Here is a 17,340-nt window from a genome sequence, read left to right as displayed (position 1 = left end):
GATTTATTAATGAAAAAATATTAAGTTTTGACCTATTAATAGTGTGTAGCATAACATTGGTTGCGTGTGGCGGCAGCAATAAATCGAGCAAATCTGAATCTACTTCAAATTCTCAAAAAAAATCAGAAAGAGCATACTTTAAAAACAATACGTTAAAAATCGATGTGGGTACACTTACTATAATTTCGACTGAAGTTTTGCCTGCAAATGAAAATTTATTGAGAGAAAAACCACAGTTGGCCATTACTTACGAAGTAACAAATGATAGTAATGAGTCAATTTCTGCCGCCACTGTTTGGATCGCCTGTATGGGACTCTCTCAAGAAGATGCACGCACAACTAATAAATTAACGATCGGTATGACGCCCCAAGATGAAAAGTTTGCTGAGTTCAAAGAACATAAATTAGATGATATCAAACCTGGTGACACAATGAAAGCACTCATCTCTTATGATTTAGATGATACTAAGACACCCGTACTTTTAAAAGTAAATCAAGGGATGGCTGGAAAAGTACTCGGAGAAAAAACGATCAACTTAAATTGATTTGACACAACATAACGAAAGGAGATGCAGTCCCATTTTGCTGGACTGCATCCCTTATTGTGATATTTACGGTTATTTTAGACCGATTCATGTTGATAGGCTATTTCTTTGCACAGTAAATACTATTTTCATTCATCTAAAGCGATGTCCGCTTTAATTATCCAAAAAACCGTTTTTTTAACGAAAGAAACATCTACCTCTTTCGTTAAAAATTACGATCTAAATCAACTTATTAACTACTTCAACTTCATAGTGCATTGTTTCAAAAACCACAATCACCGCTTCTTTATATTTAAGTTTCTTTTTCGCATCTTCTACACTTTCTCGTATCTCATGCAATTTCCAGTCACCTTCTATAGTAAAGGTCCCTTTCAAATTTAATGTTTCTATTCGATCAGAATACTCTATAAAACAAGAGACACTGCCTCTTGGTGTTCTTTTCATATTTTTAACTGAATTTGAGTGCTTGTCAAAATAAAAGAATAGTGTTGCGTACCCCGTTCTCTCTAATATTTTAGTCAACGTTACATTTACAGGGAAGTTATTGTCATCAATTGTCGAAACGACGCAAGAAGATACCTCACGCAATATTTTTTCTGTCTTATCCAATTTTCTACCTCTTTATTTGTATTTTTGTATAGTCGTGATCACACCAAAATGATTTTTATAAAATAGAAGAAAATTAAAAAAATCACCACCTACGCGACGATTTAAAATCAATCTATTTTGACATCTGCATAGTTCATTTTTAACATGTAAGACAGAACGATGAAACTATATAAAACGATTGACACAAACCTGATAAAACGCTCGATTCAATAGAGTTATAAAGTATAATAATTGCTATTCTTACAGATTTAAGATAAAAAAAAAGACCTTACAGTCAGTTAATGAATCATTTTATTCAGACACATGGCGGCACCTACTTAGTGCTGCTTCCTTCCAGATCTGACACGCTTCGTAAGCCCACCATTGTCCTAGCCTTTCGGCAAGATTTAGTATACCGCATTTTTTGACGCTTGGCTAGTCTTTCTGTTGATTTTTTAAAAGTTTCTTTTTTTCCCTTAAATTTCTAAAGAAATTTGTGAGTAAATCACCACATTTTTGTGTCAAAATTCCAGCTTCTACATACGCCACATGGTTAAAACGTTCATCTTCTAATAAATTCATTAAAGTTCCAGCCGTTCCGCCTTTTGGATCCTTGGCCCCGTAGTATACTTCATTGACTCTAGACAGAATCATTGCTCCACTACACATTGGACAAGGTTCTAACGTAACAAATAATTGCGCACGCTCTAAGCGCCAATTTTCAATTGCTTCGCAGGCTTGTTTGATTGCGTACATTTCTGCGTGGGCCGTAGCATCTTGGCTTTCTTCTCTAAGATTATGTCCACGTCCTATGATTTGTCCATCTAATACGACCACAGCCCCAATCGGCACTTCTTTGATCGCTTCTGCTTTCTTCGCTTCTTTGATTGCTTCTAACATAAACATTTCTTTTTCTTCCAGTGTTAGAGAACTTATTTTTTCATTCAAACGATTTCCACCTCTCGCCCTTTATACTTTTGTCTTATTCATGGTACAATAAATCAGTGAGGTGTGTCTATGACTATTGAAGAATTAGTTAAATTGTATCCTGCTGGGAAAATCCAACAAACAAAAGCTACGAGTGAAGCTCTTTCACTACCAATTGATGGTAATTATTTTATCCTTGACAAGGAAGCGTTACAAGAAACAGAAATCCGTTTATTGGAAACAATCTTTCCTGAAATAGAATATTTTGTCGATCAAAAAAAACATCGCTGGTTTAGGTATCTTTTCGCACAAACAACCATGGATATTGAGGGAACTTTTCGTATTCTACAGTTTCAACTCAAAAAGCCAAAAGCCTTTTTACAATCAGAATGGGAAAATAGTATAACAGAAATCTTTCCAAATTTAGATGATTTCTTTTTTATCAGTGAAAATGATGGCGCTTTAATTGAAAAATATGAAAAAAATCACTATAGCTTAGAAGAACTTCAAAGTATCTTTTTAACGTTGGATGCTGACTTCGATTCATCCACAACCGTCTTTGTCGGTAATTTTTTTCCTGTAAACGACCATTTCCCGGCATTATTTAAAGAAGAACAGCAAATTTTTAAAGCAGAAGCAGAAAATATTCGCGGGAAAGCCACCTTCTCCTTATCTGATGTTGCTTTGCATTATTTTACCAACGAGGCGATGAAAGAAAGTATAATCGTTCAGACATTTGTAAAAAACCTTGTTTTGACAAGCGAAATTCAGGAGATCATCCTTGCTCTTTGGTCTAATCAAGGAAATATCAGTTCAGCTGCGAAAGCTTTGTACATGCATCGTAATACACTCCATTATCGTTTAGAAAGATTTTACGAACAAACGGGTCTATCTTTAAAAAAAATGGATGACCTTGTCTTTTGCTATTTATTGATTACAAAATAAAACATACTAGGACTAGAGGGTATATACCCTCTAATCTTAGTATGTTTTTTACATCATTTCTTCAACAAAACTAACTAAACGATCTTTTATGTTTTCAGTATTGTCTTTTAAAGATTCTCCGTATGCAGAGATTTTTTTTCTACCATCTTTGACTTTACCTAAAATATTCATCATAGAATCAAGTTCATCATCTGATAAATCATCTACAATCCCTAGTAATTTTTCGTTGCCGCCAAATTTATCATTCACAAATTTTTTCGCTTTAAAACGATTCGATACATGGTAAACTTTTTTGACGATTTTCTCAGATGCAATCACTGCAACTGACACACCTGCTACTGCAGCAAGACTTAAACCAATACTGATTTTTGTTGATGTTTTCATTCTTTTCAGCTCCTTCTTACTATCTATTCTTATGATAACATATTCTTAAAAATTGAGGTAATAAAACAGAATATCAACTATTTTTAGTTCCGACGGTTATTCCCGCCAAATAAGATGATGAGACGAAGTAATTGTAAAAATGTAGCTAAAGCTGCGGCGACATAGGTCAGCGCTGCGGCAAATAGAACTTTTCTTGCCATCGGTACTTCTTCCTCTGTTAAAATATTACCATCTGACAAGATTTTTAACGCTCTACGTGATGCATTAAATTCCACTGGTAAAGTAACCAATTGAAAAATTAAAGCCAATGAAAAAGCGAGTATACCAATATTGATCAATGTTTGATTCCAACTAAACAGTATACCAACTAAAATAATTGGAAATGACAACGCAGAACCGAAATTAGCTACTGGAACGATCGCTGCACGAATTTTAAGCGGACTATATCCTGTATGGTCCTGCACTGCATGTCCGCATTCATGTGCCGCTACACCAATAGCCGCAACAGAAGTTGACTGGGCAGTTGCTTCAGACAAACTTAGCATCTTATTGCCAGAATTATAGTTATCCGTCAAGTCGCCAGCAATTTGTTGAACACCTACATCATTGATTTGTTCTTTCTGCAAAATAAATTGCGCTGCTTTTGTCCCTGTTACATTATTTCGACTTTGAATTTTATCATATTTTTTAAACGTACTATTTACATAAGCTGATGCAGCCATCGATATTAATAATCCTACAATGACTAAGATGTATGTCGGATCAAATATTGCATAAAAAGGCATCATTTTTTATTCCTCCTATTCTTTTCTTTATTGTAGCATGAGTTTCTTAAAAAAGTATAACTATACCTTGATGAATTTATGAACTCTTAAATTGAAATTCTAACAATACTGTCACATTATTTTAAGACCTTTCAATGGTACCATTCCTAAAAAAAAGGCATACTACATTTAAGAGGTGATCACATTGAAAAAAAATTTACTTTTAATCGTGCCATTCGTATTTTTAACCGCAGGAGTTTGGTTTGGTTATAACTATTACTTTGGCGGTCAGGATTATTATACTCGTGTAGGAGAACCAGTTGAAATAAAGTCTGGTAAGTTTTCAAACGGTGAAAAATACACGGAATATGATTATACGCATACTGCATTTAATAAAAAAGGTGAAAAGACAGTCCAAAAGACATTCGAAATTAGAGATAAACCATTACGAATCAATGCCTACTTAAAGTTAAAAGTTAATCCGAGAAAAGGTGTTCTCAGCTGGGAAGAAGTTCCCGAAAAAACTGTTCCAAAAAAAGCTTTTGCAAAATTAACGAAATAATAGTAAACGAGGCTAGGACATAACTCTACGAGTTATATTCTAGCCTTAAGAAGTCCGAATAAACGGCGGGAGCAAAAACAGCTCCTTCAGAAATAAATGCTTCTGTTCCAACCTCATTTACAATTGATTGCTTATCTTTTCGATATTTTTCAAAACAATCGATACTGTTCCATCTGGATTATTAACAAATTCGATCAAATCGCCATTTCGATAAACCTCAAGTGGAACAATCAATTCAATCCCATTGCTCATTTTTAATTTTTGTTTCCCAAATTTTTTCTCTGAAATTTCTCTAGCTTCACGAACTGGCGGTGTCTTATCAACAAATTTTGATTCATTGACTTCATCTTGATACGCCATTCGTGCCGAAATATTTTCTTTAAAAACCAATTCGGCAACTTGATCATTATCAATTGTTCCAGTTTCCTCAATACTTTCATATACTGCTTCTTTTACAGATGCAATCAATTCAAATTCATCTTCATTAAACTTTTTACCGATTCGTTTTACAGCTTTTTTGATTTCTTTCATATTTTCTTCTATAGAAGGTGCTGGCTGTGATTCAATTACTTTCTCAGAAAAATACCACACTTTATCTCCTGAAAACTCATACCGCTTTTCTAACAATTCATAAGCCAAAGTATCCAGATTAACCGTCATTCCTTCATCAGGCTTTTGTGATTTTGAAGGTAAAATAGCTCGGTTGATAATCAATTTATTGTAAACTGCTTCATCTTCATAATCCACATAATGCGTGTAGCTTTCTTTGTAATTTAATTTGATCATCGCTAAATGCATCACCGTATCCAATTCATATAAGATGAAAAGAACATCCGCACTTGGCGCATCTTCACTACCTGAATAAACATCATACCAATGTTGAGCCAAATCCTGACTTTTTTGGATAAAATCATTCGGAATCCCCCGCATTTTATCTACAAAAGAGCTTTCTTGTGCTAAAATACCCGTTTTTGTCTGAGCCGTCGAAAGTTTTGTTATTTTGCTCGTTAGATAAACACGAATGTATTCCGTAGTTAAATCCAACTCCTTCGCTGAAAATACTGGAGTTCCAGTTTCGCGATCAATAATGTGTAAAATTGCACTTTTTAAATAAATGTCCATCTGTCATTCTCCCCTTTATTTAGCCTTATTTAGTCTACCTGAAACAACAAAAAAAGCCAACTACTTTATGAGAAAAGCGAAATAAATCATTTAGTTTTGAAGAAACAAAAAAGTAAAGCAATAATTTCTTGCCTTACTTCTTTGTAAAAACTATTTTTTCTTTTAAAATCCTTATTGATTTTCTTCTACAAACAATTTTCCAGTCGCTTCGTCCACCGGATCAAGTTTATTGAAAATTCCCTTCGTTCTGAAAATATACGTTAATATAAAGGGTACGATCACTGCAATCACCATTGCTCCGAAAAATGCTAGATAATACTGAGGAACGATAGACAAGATACCAGGTAACCCACCTACACCAATACTGATTGCTTTAACATCGAATAACGTTGCGAATAGCCCAGCACAAGCTGAACCGATCATTCCAGCTACGAATGGATAAACATACTTCAAATTAATCCCAAACATTGCTGGTTCTGTAACGCCAAGATAACAAGAAATCATTGCTGGAATTGACACTTGTTCCTCATCTTTATTGCCTCTGTGCATGAAGACAACAGCTAAAACGGCAGATCCTTGCGCAATATTAGACAACGCGATCATCGGCCACAGGTTGGTTGAATGGAAATCAGCAATCAACTGTAAATCAATTGCATTTGTCATATGATGCAACCCAGTTATAACTAAAGGTGCATACATAAAACCAAATACAGCTCCAAATAGCCAATTAAGTGACGATGTCAATCCAGCATTTACGATATCTGAAATCCAGCTTCCGATTGCCCAACCAATTGGTCCTAAAATCACGTGAGCCGCTATCACAGTTGGTACTAAAGCAAATAACGGAACAAAAATCATCGAAACTGCTTGTGGTATGACTTTTCTGAAAAATATTTCTAAATAGGCAAGTAAAAAACCTGCTAACATGGCTGGAATAACTTGAGCTTGATACCCAATCATATTTACTTGAGCGAAACCAAAATCCCAAAAAGGAATATCAGCTGTGGCTGTACTCGCAACGGAATAAGCATTTAATAATTGCGGTGATACTAATGTAATCCCTAAAACAATCCCTAGAATTTGTGTTGTACCCATTTTCTTCGTAATACTCCATGTGATTCCTACTGGTAAGAATTGGAAAATTGCTTCACCAATTAGCCATAAAAATGAGTTCACACCACTCCAAAATTGCGATACTTCAACAATTTTCTGTCCATCTAAAAAGCCAAACGGGATTCCTTCTAATACATTTCGAAATCCTAAAATCAATCCACCAATAACTAAAGCTGGAATCAGCGGTGTGAAAATTTCTGCTAAAACAGAAATAGCGCGTTGAACTGGATTAAGATTTTGTTTTGCTGCTGCTTTTCCTTGTTCTTTGGAAACGCCTTCAAGTCCTGAAATAGCTGAAAATTCATTATAAAATTGCGGTACCTCATTACCAATAATAACTTGAAATTGTCCAGCATTTGTAAAAGTCCCTTTAACAGCTGCTATTTTTTCAATTGCTTGTGTATCAGCTTTACTTGGATCATTTAAAACAAACCGCATTCGTGTCGCACAATGTGAAACAGCTGCTATGTTCTCTTTTCCCCCTACATCTTCTAACAGTTTTTTTGCATCCTCTTGAAACTTACCCATTTTCTTTGCTCCTCTCTTTAACTTGTATATACAATTTAGCTGTATTTGTATAATACTTTATTATTTGATTTTTTACAAGCGTTTTCTTTTCAAATAAGAAGTTTTTTGATTCCAATTCATATCGAATGAATGATCTATCTAAAGAACAAAAAAATACTGGAAATTATTTTGTAAAATAGTCACATGGGGTGCTCGAATAAAAAGAAAACATATTGTACTATCTATTTTTTTAAAATGAGAAAAAAATAGAAAAATGAACTTGCTACTAAAATATGAATATCTTGGCCAGCAGTTCAAATTTCAACTTTAGATTTTATTGTATTACTTTTTGTTGGTGGTACTCTATTGACTTTCATTATATTTTCACGCAGTGGGAATTAAACTTTTTCGGTACTTTACTTAAAGCTGCTCTGCGATTTGCAAGACTGATTGAACCACTCTTAATTCGAGCTTAAATTGGAATGTTTACATATACATACTGAATGTCAAAGAAAAACCCCTTAAGTCATTAACCTATATTAGATGAGTTAATAATTATACAATTGACTTCTCACTATTATCAAGAAGCCAAAAACAACAAACTAAATTTAAATAGCCAGTGAGAACCCTATTATTAGATAAAAAAAAGAAACACAAAGCATCTAACTTTTTATGTTTATTTTTTTAATCACATTTTTTTATTTATCATTTTTTATTTATCAAAAAATCCCACCCTCAAAAGAAGGTGGGAAAAGGAGTTTTACTCTAAAAGAGTAAAATGAAAAAATAAAAAGGGTTGTTGTTGGTATGAATTTATAATACTATTTTTTTAAAATAATATCAACTAATAACTCTTCAAGATTCTTAAATGATTTAAAAAAGATCAAAACGTTCTCTTTTTATCAAAAAAAAATTTCAACTTATTTTATAAAATGCGATTTCATTTGTATAAAATGTATTCTTCTATATTCTATTAATTAATAAAAAATCCCATCTTCGACTAGAAGATGGGAAAAGGAGTTTTACTCTAAAAGAGTAAAATGAAAAAATAAAAAGGGTTGTTGTTGGTATAACTGTATATTACTAGGCTTTAAATAATTTTGCAAACAATATACTCTTAAAAAAATATATTTATTAATTAGTTTTTATTATTATTATCAAATTGGAGTGATTTTAATTTTTTAAATAAAAAAACGATCCAGTAATTACTGAATCGTTTTGAAAATCTTTAATTAGTTTTTAACGATGTTAGTTGCTTGGGGTCCACGTTGACCTTCTTCAATATCAAAAGATACGCTTTGACCTTCGTCTAAAGATTTAAATCCGTCACCTTGGATTGCTGAAAAGTGAGCGAATAAATCTGTTCCGTTATCTTGAGTAATGAATCCAAAACCTTTATCTGCATTAAACCATTTCACTGTACCTGTATTCATAAATGTGTTCCTCCTAGTGCTTTTAGCACGATTAATTTTTGCAATACCTTTGTGATAAAAAAAGAGGAATTAAGACACCCTTACGAATGAAATGACCTATTAATTTAAATTACAATTATACTACATTTCCTATTATACGATTACATTAAATGAAAGTAAACAATTTTATTCAATTATGAGAGAACCCTAATTTAATTCAGTCTAGTATATTTTGATCAAACTAAAATCCCACCTCGTTTGAGATGGGATAAGGATAGTTATTTGTTAAGGTATTGATTTTTCAGACTTTTTCATTCTACTACATAATGCACGTACATGCAATCATCTATTCTCTCTTTGTCTGCGTAGCGAACATAAAACAGGTGTGAAAAAGGTAGGATTCACATTTATTTTACACTCTTAATACGAATAAACTGTCAAAGCATAAGCATCCTTTTCTTATTTCCAAAGATAAATGCTATTGATGTTTCTTAACAAAAAGAGTCAACCCTCGATTATTTCTTTGGTTCGTCCTCATCCATTTTCAAAACAGCCATGAAGGCTTCTTGAGGTACTTCAACAGAACCAACTTGTTTCATTCGCTTTTTACCATCTTTTTGTTTTTCTAACAACTTACGTTTACGTGAGATGTCCCCACCATAACATTTGGCCAAGACATTTTTGCGTAGTGCTTTGATTGTAGAACGTGCCGTGATTTTTTGACCAATTGCAGCTTGAATCGGTACCTCAAATTGTTGTCTAGGAATTAGTTTCTTCAATTTCTCAACAATTACTTTTCCACGTTCAAAAGCAAAATCTTTATGGACGATAAAGCTTAGTGCATCGACTTTTTCTGAGTTCAACAAAATATCCATCTTAGAGAGATTGCTCTTACGGTAACCAATCATTTCATAATCTAATGAAGCATACCCTTTTGTACCTGATTTTAAGCGATCAAAGAAATCGTATACGATCTCTGACAATGGCATATCATAAATAACGTTTACTCGGTATTCATCCAAGTAATCCATCGTGACAAATTCCCCACGTTTACGTTGAGAAATTTCCATAACAGCCCCAACATATTCATTTGGCACCATGATCGTCGCTTTAACGTATGGCTCTTCAACAAAGTCAACAGTACTTTGGTCTGGAAATTCTGCTGGATTATCGACCACGATTTTCGTGCCATCCGTCTTTGTTACATGATAAATTACAGACGGAGCCGTTGTAATCAAGTCAAGATTAAATTCTCGTTCCAACCGTTCTTGAATAACATCCATATGCAGCAAGCCTAAAAATCCGCAACGGTATCCGAAGCCTAATGCTTGAGAAGATTCTGCTTCAAATTGCAGGGCTGCATCATTTAATTGTAATTTTTCCAATGCTTCACGTAATTCAACATAACGTGAATTATCAATTGGATATAGCCCACAGTAAACCATTGGATTCATTTTACGATATCCTGCTAATGCTTCTTTGGCAGGATTATTGGCTAAAGTAACAGTATCCCCTACTTGCGTATCACGAACTGTTTTGATTGCTGCAGTAATATAGCCCACATCACCGACCATTAGGAAATCACGACTGATTGGTTTTGGTGAGAAAATACCGACTTCAGTTACCTCAAATGTTTTATTATTATTCATCATCATGATCTTATCACCCGGTTTAACGACACCATCCATGATTCGGACATTTAATATGACCCCACGATAACTGTCGTAAACTGAATCGAAAATCAAGGCTTTTAACGGTGCGTCAAGATCACCCGTTGGCGCTGGAACTAAATCAACAATTTGTTCTAAAATATCTTCGATGCCAATTCCTGCTTTTGCACTTGCCAAGACAGCATCACTGGCATCGATCCCGATCACATCTTCGATTTCTGTGCGAACACGTTCTGGATCTGCTGCTGGTAAATCGATTTTATTGATAACTGGAATAATTTCCAAATCATTATCTAACGCTAAATAAACATTCGCTAACGTCTGTGCCTCGATTCCTTGAGCCGCATCAACAACTAAAATAGCTCCTTCACAGGCTGCTAAACTTCTTGATACTTCATACGTGAAATCCACATGTCCTGGCGTGTCGATCAAATGAAAGATATAATCTTCGCCATTTTTTGCTGTATACGTTAATTCTACTGCATTCAGCTTGATCGTAATTCCTCGTTCACGTTCTAAATCCATAGCATCCAGTAATTGATCTTGCATTTCACGGTCTGAAACTGTCTCGGTTTTTTGTAGAATTCGATCAGCAAGTGTCGATTTTCCATGGTCAATATGAGCAATAATGGAAAAGTTACGAATTTTTTCTTGTCTTTGCTTCATTTCATTTATATTCATTAATAGTCCTCATTTCTTTTATGAAAAGCTGAATAAGCTTGTGATTTCGTTAAATCAAATCGTACTGGCTCATCGCTCAGATCATTTTCAATCAGCACTTTCCATTATAGCAAGATTTCTACCAGAATTAAAGAACTTTCCCATGTTTCCTTATATAGAAGCATTAATTATCGGTCTCTTATAAAACAACATCCTCTTTTCTATTCAACTTCCTTTTGAACCTATGCTCTTCTATTTATTTGTTTACGCTTACTGGAATCTTGACTACGCATTATTTTATAATAAAAAAACATTTTTATCATTTCTTAGTAAGTAATACTCTATTTATTACTATTTTTTTGATATACTGAAGATAGAAAAATAATTGGAGATGGAAAAATGGACCAAAAAGAGTTCAAAGATAGTTTAGAATTAAAAGCCGTGGATGAGAAATATGTTGATCAGTTCAACGAATTATTAAGTTACGTCTTCCAGTTTACGGAAGCAGATTTAGAGGAAAGCGGTTATGAAAGTAAAAAAGAATTGATCAAATCAAAGCAACCGATTTTAGAACAATCTAAAGTTTTTGGCTGGTTTCATGAAGACCAGTTGATTTCTCAAATTGCGATTTATCCTTGCGAAGTCAATATTCACGGAACGCTTTTTAAAATGGGGGGCATCACAGGAGTTGGAACTTATCCTGAATATGCCAATCATGGGTTGATGCAAGATTTGATTCATCTTGCTCTTAAAAACATGCGCGAAGATCAACAATGGATTTCATATCTTTATCCCTATAGTATCCCATACTATAGAAGAAAAGGCTGGGAAATCATGTCAGACAAGTTATCTTTTAAAATCCGCGATACTCAGTTGCCTAAGCAAGTTACAGTCCCTGGTATGGTGGAACGTGTGAGTGTAGATCATGAAGATGTTTTCACGGTTTATGCAAAATTTGCTCGTCAAAATCATGGTGCTTTGATTCGTAGTGAATTTAACTGGGAAGAATATTGGCGCTTTGAAAATGAAGATGAACGAACAGCTGCTATTTATTACGGAGCAAACCAAGAACCTCTTGGCGTATTATTTTATTGGGTGGCTGAAGATGTCTTCCATATTAAAGAAATGTTTTATATTAATCAAGAAGCACGAAATGCATTATGGAATTTTATTTCAGCACATTTTTCAATGATCGATTGGGCTGAAGGTGATATTTATAAAAATGAACCTCTCGCTTTTTTATTGGATGATAGCCAAATCAAAGAGACGATTGAACCTTATTACATGGCTAGAATCGTGGATGTAAAAGAAATGTTGCTGGCTTATCCTTATACCAGCACCGCTAAACCCTTTCATTTTGTGGTGAGTGATCCTGTTGCAGAATGGAACAATGGTGTATTTAGTTTGTTGTGGGATGAAGATGATCAGGTTTCTGTAACAGATGAGCCATTAGGACAACCCGTTCATATCGATATTCAGACCTTAACGTGTTTATTAATGAATTATCGCCGACCGACTTATTTACATCGAATCGAACGGATAGAAACAGATAAAGAAACGTTGAATTCATTAGAACGAATTTTACCTGATCAAGAAGCTTACTTTAGTGATTATTTTTAAAAGCTACAAAAGTAATTATAGCAAAGGATGATTTTATGGATGATTTTCTCGTTATTCCAACTCTATTAGGTAAATCAACAGGCACTCAATTATCTTTTGCCGAAATAGAGTCAAAAATGGCCTCAAATCATACACTGCCAGAATCAGCAAAAACGTATAGCGCTTGGTGGACGAAAAAAGAACATTCCTTTTCTTTTGCTTGGTCTGCTTATGGTTATCAAGTTGAAAAAGTAGATTTGGTCAATCAAATCGTCTTTTTTTCTAAAAAATTAAAATGACAAAACAAATCGTAGAGGTGAAAAAATGAATATTTATTTTGCAGGACCAATGTTTGCAAAAGCAGATTTACGTTACAATGAATACTTAGTGAAGAAAATTCGAGAATTGGATCATTCAATCGACGTTTATTTACCTCAAGAAAATGGTGCAATCAATGATAAAACTGCATATGCTGATAGTAAAATGATTGCACTGGCGGATACTGAAAAGGTACTTGAGAGTGACTTGTTGGTAGCTGTTTTAGATGGTATTACTATTGACGCTGGTGTAGCTTCTGAAATTGGTGTAGCATATGCTAAACAGATTCCCATGATTGCACTATATACAGATACTCGTCAACAAGGAGCCGATAATCAAAAAAAATTAGCTGCATTGGGTGAAACTGCTGAGAATCAATTTCATTATTTAAACTTATATACAGTTGGTTTAGTGAAATTGAATGGATCGATAGTCAGCGATGAGGACGATTTTTTAGCATTAATCAAAAAACATCTAAACAAGTAATTTAGTTGTTCATAAAATATGAATATTGGAGGTTTTTATATGAAGTTAGAATTTGAAGATAAACAAGAAAAAAATGCCTTTTATTTTTTACTTGTTTTTGGTGTCATTACATTGATCGTCAATATTGTGAAAACTTTTATGGTCCAACCAACAGAGCAATATGTATTATTGTCATTTGAAATGATTGCAGGGATTGCCGTCATTTTTGTACCATTTATTTTCACAAAATTCACTGGATTGATTTTCCCTAAAATGGTACGCCTTTATTATTGGTTTTTCATTTGGATCGCGGTTTTTCTTGGTACTGGTTTACGCTTGATCATTGTTGTATCGTTTTGGGATAAAATTCTTCATGCTGTTAGTCCAATTTTATTAGTGGCTGTTGGATATGCAATTATTGGCTATTGTTTACGAGAGTCAGACTTTTCTAAAATTAGCCCTTGGTTATTTATCATTATGGGGTTTGCATTCGCTGGATTATGTGGCGTTTTCTGGGAGTTTTGGGAATTTCTTTGTGACTCTCTTGGTAATATGAATCTGCAGCGTTATATGACCGAAGCAGGACAACCTTATGTTGGACGAGCTGCTTTAATGGATACGATGGGTGATTTATTAACGAATACGATCGGGGCATTGATATTAACGGTTTACAGCTTTACACAAAGACGTAACCCTGATTATTTTAAAGCCTATGCGTTTAGAAAAGTAACTAAATAAACAAAGAAGAGCTTGGGACATAAGTCTTAAGACAAATAAAACAGAAGACCGAAAATCATAAAAATGTTTTTCAGTCTTTTATTTTTTAGATTATTGGGAGAATCCTTCATGTTTTCTAGCTTACTTAGCCTATATTTCCTTAAATTTACTGCGATTAACGCGAATCCAATTTCATTGTGTGCCTGTTGTTTCCCTCGAACAGAGAACCGAGTGAACCCTAAACAAGCCTTCAAATGTCCGAAAGCTGGTTCGACGTCAATTTTTCGTTGACGATAGAGTTTACCTGTTTCTTCTTCTGAAAGCAGCTGTTGAATTCTTGCTTTAAAGTATTCCCAATTCATGTTCTTTTGAATCTCACGATTCTTGTCACTCTTCGCTTTTGTACACTGGCTTCGAAGAGGACAATTCGAGCAGTCTTCACATTCATACCGTTTTAAATAACGTTTAAAGCCATATTTATCTGTACGAATAGAATAGTTTCGAAAATTCATTTTTCGTCCGTTTGGACAAAGAAACGTATCATCTAATTCCTGATACGACCAGTTTGCTGGAAGGAACGGATTTTGTTTAAACTTTTTCTTCTGTTCTTTATGGTACATGGCATAAGTGATGAGTGGTGTTCGCTCGTGATCCTCTAAAACCGCTTGATAGTTTTCTTCTCCTCCATAGCCGGCATCTGCGACAATATAGTTTGGCAGATCAAAGAAACGCTCTTTTAAAGTGGTTAAAAAAGGGCGCAATGTTCGTGTATCTGTTGGATTTGAGAAAAGATCATAGCCTAAAATATACTGACTGTTCGTGGCGATTTGAAGATTATAACCTGCTTTCAACTGACCATTTTTCATATGATCGTCTTTCATGCGCATAAAAGTGGCATCTAGATCAGTTCTAGAGTAACTGTTTCGTTGCCCTAAAATCTGTCTATGTTTTTGATAAGCGAGTTTTCGCTCTTTAAAGTCCTTGAAAAGTGTCCTTAATTTTTTAGGAATTTTTCGTTTAGAACGGATTGATTTGCGCGTAATTCCATCCTCTGCTTGTTCGATTTTTTCTGTAAACTTTTCGACAACATGCGCGAGATTTTCTTCAATCTTACCTAATTCAGTGACAGATAATTCTTTTGAGGACTCTCGCTCAATTTCAGGAATAATTTGATTCTTTAACAATTCATCGTAGAGAAAATTTGATTTTTCAGTAAGCTTTTTATCAAAGTTATCAATGGATTTTCTCCAAACAAAGGTGTATTTATTGGCGTTGGCTTCAATCTTTGTACCATCGATAAAAATGGCTTCTTCATCGATTAATTGTTCCTTGACTAATTGGCTACGGAACTGGACGAAGCACTCCCGAAGGAGTGCATTCACTAAAGGATTCACTCGAAAACGATTGATGGTTCGATAACTAGGTTGATAACTTTGAGTAAGCCACATCATGCGAATACTGTCTTTCGTCAAGGCTTCAATCTTGCGACCAGAAAATACAGATTGTGTGTAGGCACATAAAATCATCTTCATCATCATTTTCGGATGATAAGAAGAAGGCCCCATTTGATGATGAAAAGGAAGAAAGCGTTCCTCCGGAATACTTTCAACTAATTGATCAATGACAAACGCAATATCGTTTTTTTCTAACTGAAAACTAAAATCTAGAGGAAGAACGACTTGATTTGTGGTATAATTTTTAAACATAAGAACACCTCGCTGACTTATTTGTTTAGTCACTTTTATTTTAGCAAAGGTGTTCTTATTTTTGTACAAAAAAACAATCCAGATGCCAATCAATTTGACTGGTATCTGGATTTTTCGTTAGTACTTATGTCCCAAGCTCTTAAAAAATCCAACTAAACGGTGAGAGTAGAAGCAAATCCCTCTTATTTCTCGGTATCAAACGCTTCTGTCCCATCCTATTTTTAACTTTATTTCCTGCTACTTTTTAACTCTCTTTGATCTATTCCACTTCTAACTCAACTGAGATATTTCCTCTTGTTGCTTTTGAATATGGACATACTTCATGTGCAGCTTTTACTAATTCTTCTGCTGTTTCACGATCAACATCATCAATTTTCACAGATAAGACAACACCCACTTGAAAACCAGATTGTTCATCACTGAATAGTGATACAGTCGCTTTTACAGTGCTTTTTGATGTGATTTTTTTATTTGCCATCACAAGTTCTAACGCACTATTGAAACAAGAGCTATAAGCTGCCGCAAATAGTTGTTCCGGATTCGTTTTATTTTCTTGATGTGGACCAGGAGATGTCACTTGATAACTAAATGATTTATCGGGTGAAAAAACTTCTCCCTCTCTTCCGCCTGTATTGATAATGGTCGTTGAATAGATTTTTTTCATAATTAATTCCTCCCTTTCAAATTGTCATAGCTATATCGTACAATTAAATTGTACACAATATTAATTCGAATGTACACTAGTTTGCTTTAAGAAATTTTATAAGAAAAAAGACCTCAAAATGGCGATTTTTGAAGTCTCGTTTCTACATCATCTAATAATCAATTTCATTAATTTTTTGACTCAAAGTATTGATCTGTTCCATCAAAGAGAAATAGTTTTTTTCATTAAAATCAAGTTGCGTCAAACACCCTTCTACTTGATCATAAATCTTCTTCTCTAGCTGAATCGCTTTTTCAGAAAGTGAAATAATCACGATTCGTTCATCTTCTGGCAATCTATTTCGATTGATATATCCATTTTTTTCCATTCTTTTCAGCATGGGTGTCAATGTTCCTGTATCAAGTGCCAGTTTTTCTCCAATGTCGGAAATTCGCTGATCTGAGTGTTCCCATAAAACAAGTAACACCAAATATTGAGGATAGGTTAAATGAAATGGCTTTAAAGCCTTCGCATACATTCTATTAAATTGTTTTGAGGCTGTCTGTAAAGAAAAACATAATTGTTCTTCTAATCGTCTAATTTTCTTATCCACTTAATCCCTCTTTTTAATTGCTAGTATAGTGTAGTTAGATTTTACACAATATAGTTTTTAAAATCAATATTTTTTTATTA

At 34.1% G+C, this 17,340-nt stretch carries 18 protein-coding genes and 1 other RNA gene; 7 read left to right on the top strand and 12 right to left on the bottom strand.

The window, feature by feature from the left end; genetic code table 11:
• Positions 1-41: 41 nt before the first annotated feature.
• Positions 42-545 carry a DUF5067 domain-containing protein gene (locus tag AC4BC4_RS06480; RefSeq protein ID WP_490477161.1) on the top strand — a complete coding sequence of 168 codons (504 nt, stop codon included), beginning with the start codon at positions 42-44 and terminating at the stop codon, positions 543-545.
• Positions 546-764: 219 nt separating this feature from the next.
• On the opposite strand, the gene AC4BC4_RS06475 is transcribed toward AC4BC4_RS06480, so the two are convergent.
• The 3 genes from AC4BC4_RS06475 to tadA all read right to left on the bottom strand — a co-directional run bounded on the left by AC4BC4_RS06475 (position 765) and on the right by tadA (position 2,039).
• Positions 765-1,154: a pyridoxamine 5'-phosphate oxidase family protein gene (locus AC4BC4_RS06475; protein WP_490477160.1), complete on the bottom strand. Its 390-nt coding sequence runs from the start codon at positions 1,152-1,154 to the stop codon at positions 765-767.
• 289 nt (positions 1,155-1,443) lie between these two features.
• Positions 1,444-1,528, bottom strand: an RNA gene (gene ffs / locus AC4BC4_RS06470) — signal recognition particle sRNA small type.
• Between the two features lie 40 nt (positions 1,529-1,568).
• Positions 1,569-2,039 carry a tRNA adenosine(34) deaminase TadA gene (tadA, locus tag AC4BC4_RS06465; protein ID WP_490477356.1) on the bottom strand — a complete coding sequence of 157 codons (471 nt, stop codon included), beginning with the start codon at positions 2,037-2,039 and terminating at the stop codon, positions 1,569-1,571.
• Between the two features lie 111 nt (positions 2,040-2,150).
• Between tadA and AC4BC4_RS06460 the strand changes: the two genes are divergently transcribed.
• Complete coding sequence (locus AC4BC4_RS06460; RefSeq protein WP_490477159.1) at positions 2,151-3,005, top strand: helix-turn-helix domain-containing protein; 855 nt, start codon at positions 2,151-2,153, stop codon at positions 3,003-3,005.
• A gap of 48 nt (positions 3,006-3,053) precedes the next feature.
• Here AC4BC4_RS06460 and AC4BC4_RS06455 read toward each other — a convergent pair whose 3' ends face one another.
• Both AC4BC4_RS06455 and AC4BC4_RS06450 read right to left on the bottom strand, forming a co-directional pair.
• Positions 3,054-3,389 carry a hypothetical protein gene (locus AC4BC4_RS06455; RefSeq protein WP_438756288.1) on the bottom strand — a complete coding sequence of 112 codons (336 nt, stop codon included), beginning with the start codon at positions 3,387-3,389 and terminating at the stop codon, positions 3,054-3,056.
• A gap of 83 nt (positions 3,390-3,472) precedes the next feature.
• Entirely contained in the window at positions 3,473-4,177 is a 705-nt protein-coding gene (locus tag AC4BC4_RS06450; protein ID WP_438756290.1) for a zinc metallopeptidase, read from the bottom strand.
• A gap of 181 nt (positions 4,178-4,358) precedes the next feature.
• On the opposite strand from AC4BC4_RS06450, the gene AC4BC4_RS06445 reads away from it, so the two are divergent.
• Positions 4,359-4,715: a YxeA family protein gene (locus AC4BC4_RS06445; protein ID WP_490477158.1), complete on the top strand. Its 357-nt coding sequence runs from the start codon at positions 4,359-4,361 to the stop codon at positions 4,713-4,715.
• A 117-nt stretch (positions 4,716-4,832) separates the two neighbouring features.
• Here the strand turns inward: AC4BC4_RS06445 and AC4BC4_RS06440 are convergent, their stop codons facing one another.
• The 4 genes from AC4BC4_RS06440 to lepA all read right to left on the bottom strand — a co-directional run bounded on the left by AC4BC4_RS06440 (position 4,833) and on the right by lepA (position 11,220).
• Complete coding sequence (locus AC4BC4_RS06440) at positions 4,833-5,837, bottom strand: nucleoid-associated protein (protein WP_490477157.1); 1,005 nt, start codon at positions 5,835-5,837, stop codon at positions 4,833-4,835.
• Between the two features lie 171 nt (positions 5,838-6,008).
• Positions 6,009-7,478, bottom strand: a complete 1,470-nt coding sequence (gene treP / locus AC4BC4_RS06435; RefSeq protein WP_490477156.1) for a PTS system trehalose-specific EIIBC component — start codon at positions 7,476-7,478, stop codon at positions 6,009-6,011.
• 1,211 nt (positions 7,479-8,689) lie between these two features.
• Positions 8,690-8,890, bottom strand: a complete 201-nt coding sequence (locus tag AC4BC4_RS06430) for a cold-shock protein (RefSeq protein WP_010772775.1) — start codon at positions 8,888-8,890, stop codon at positions 8,690-8,692.
• Positions 8,891-9,384: 494 nt separating this feature from the next.
• Complete coding sequence (gene lepA / locus AC4BC4_RS06425) at positions 9,385-11,220, bottom strand: translation elongation factor 4 (protein ID WP_490477155.1); 1,836 nt, start codon at positions 11,218-11,220, stop codon at positions 9,385-9,387.
• Positions 11,221-11,598: 378 nt separating this feature from the next.
• Here lepA and AC4BC4_RS06420 point away from each other — a divergent pair, with 378 nt between their 5' ends.
• The 4 genes from AC4BC4_RS06420 to AC4BC4_RS06405 are packed head-to-tail and all read left to right on the top strand — an operon-like array spanning position 11,599 to position 14,319.
• On the top strand, positions 11,599-12,819 hold the full coding sequence (locus tag AC4BC4_RS06420) for a GNAT family N-acetyltransferase (protein WP_490477154.1): 1,221 nt from the start codon (positions 11,599-11,601) through the stop codon (positions 12,817-12,819).
• A gap of 35 nt (positions 12,820-12,854) precedes the next feature.
• A complete protein-coding gene (locus AC4BC4_RS06415) occupies positions 12,855-13,097 on the top strand; it encodes a DUF7662 domain-containing protein (RefSeq protein WP_438756296.1) in 243 nt (80 codons plus the stop codon).
• A 25-nt stretch (positions 13,098-13,122) separates the two neighbouring features.
• The gene (locus tag AC4BC4_RS06410) at positions 13,123-13,602 is read left to right on the top strand and encodes a nucleoside 2-deoxyribosyltransferase (protein ID WP_490477153.1); all 480 of its coding nucleotides are present in this window, start codon (positions 13,123-13,125) and stop codon (positions 13,600-13,602) included.
• Between the two features lie 39 nt (positions 13,603-13,641).
• Complete coding sequence (locus tag AC4BC4_RS06405) at positions 13,642-14,319, top strand: DUF2238 domain-containing protein (protein ID WP_438756298.1); 678 nt, start codon at positions 13,642-13,644, stop codon at positions 14,317-14,319.
• Positions 14,320-14,345: 26 nt separating this feature from the next.
• Here AC4BC4_RS06405 and AC4BC4_RS06400 read toward each other — a convergent pair whose 3' ends face one another.
• From AC4BC4_RS06400 to AC4BC4_RS06390, 3 genes are all read right to left on the bottom strand, one after another.
• Entirely contained in the window at positions 14,346-16,004 is a 1,659-nt protein-coding gene (locus tag AC4BC4_RS06400; protein ID WP_490477345.1) for an IS1182 family transposase, read from the bottom strand.
• 259 nt (positions 16,005-16,263) lie between these two features.
• A complete protein-coding gene (locus tag AC4BC4_RS06395; RefSeq protein WP_438756299.1) occupies positions 16,264-16,668 on the bottom strand; it encodes an organic hydroperoxide resistance protein in 405 nt (134 codons plus the stop codon).
• Between the two features lie 151 nt (positions 16,669-16,819).
• On the bottom strand, positions 16,820-17,260 hold the full coding sequence (locus AC4BC4_RS06390) for a MarR family winged helix-turn-helix transcriptional regulator (RefSeq protein ID WP_438756300.1): 441 nt from the start codon (positions 17,258-17,260) through the stop codon (positions 16,820-16,822).
• Positions 17,261-17,340: the final 80 nt, after the last annotated feature.

This window comes from Enterococcus sp. AMC1086 (assembly GCF_058216575.1).
Note: the sequence above shows the minus strand (reverse complement) of the source record. Positions and strands in the feature narration are given on the sequence as shown.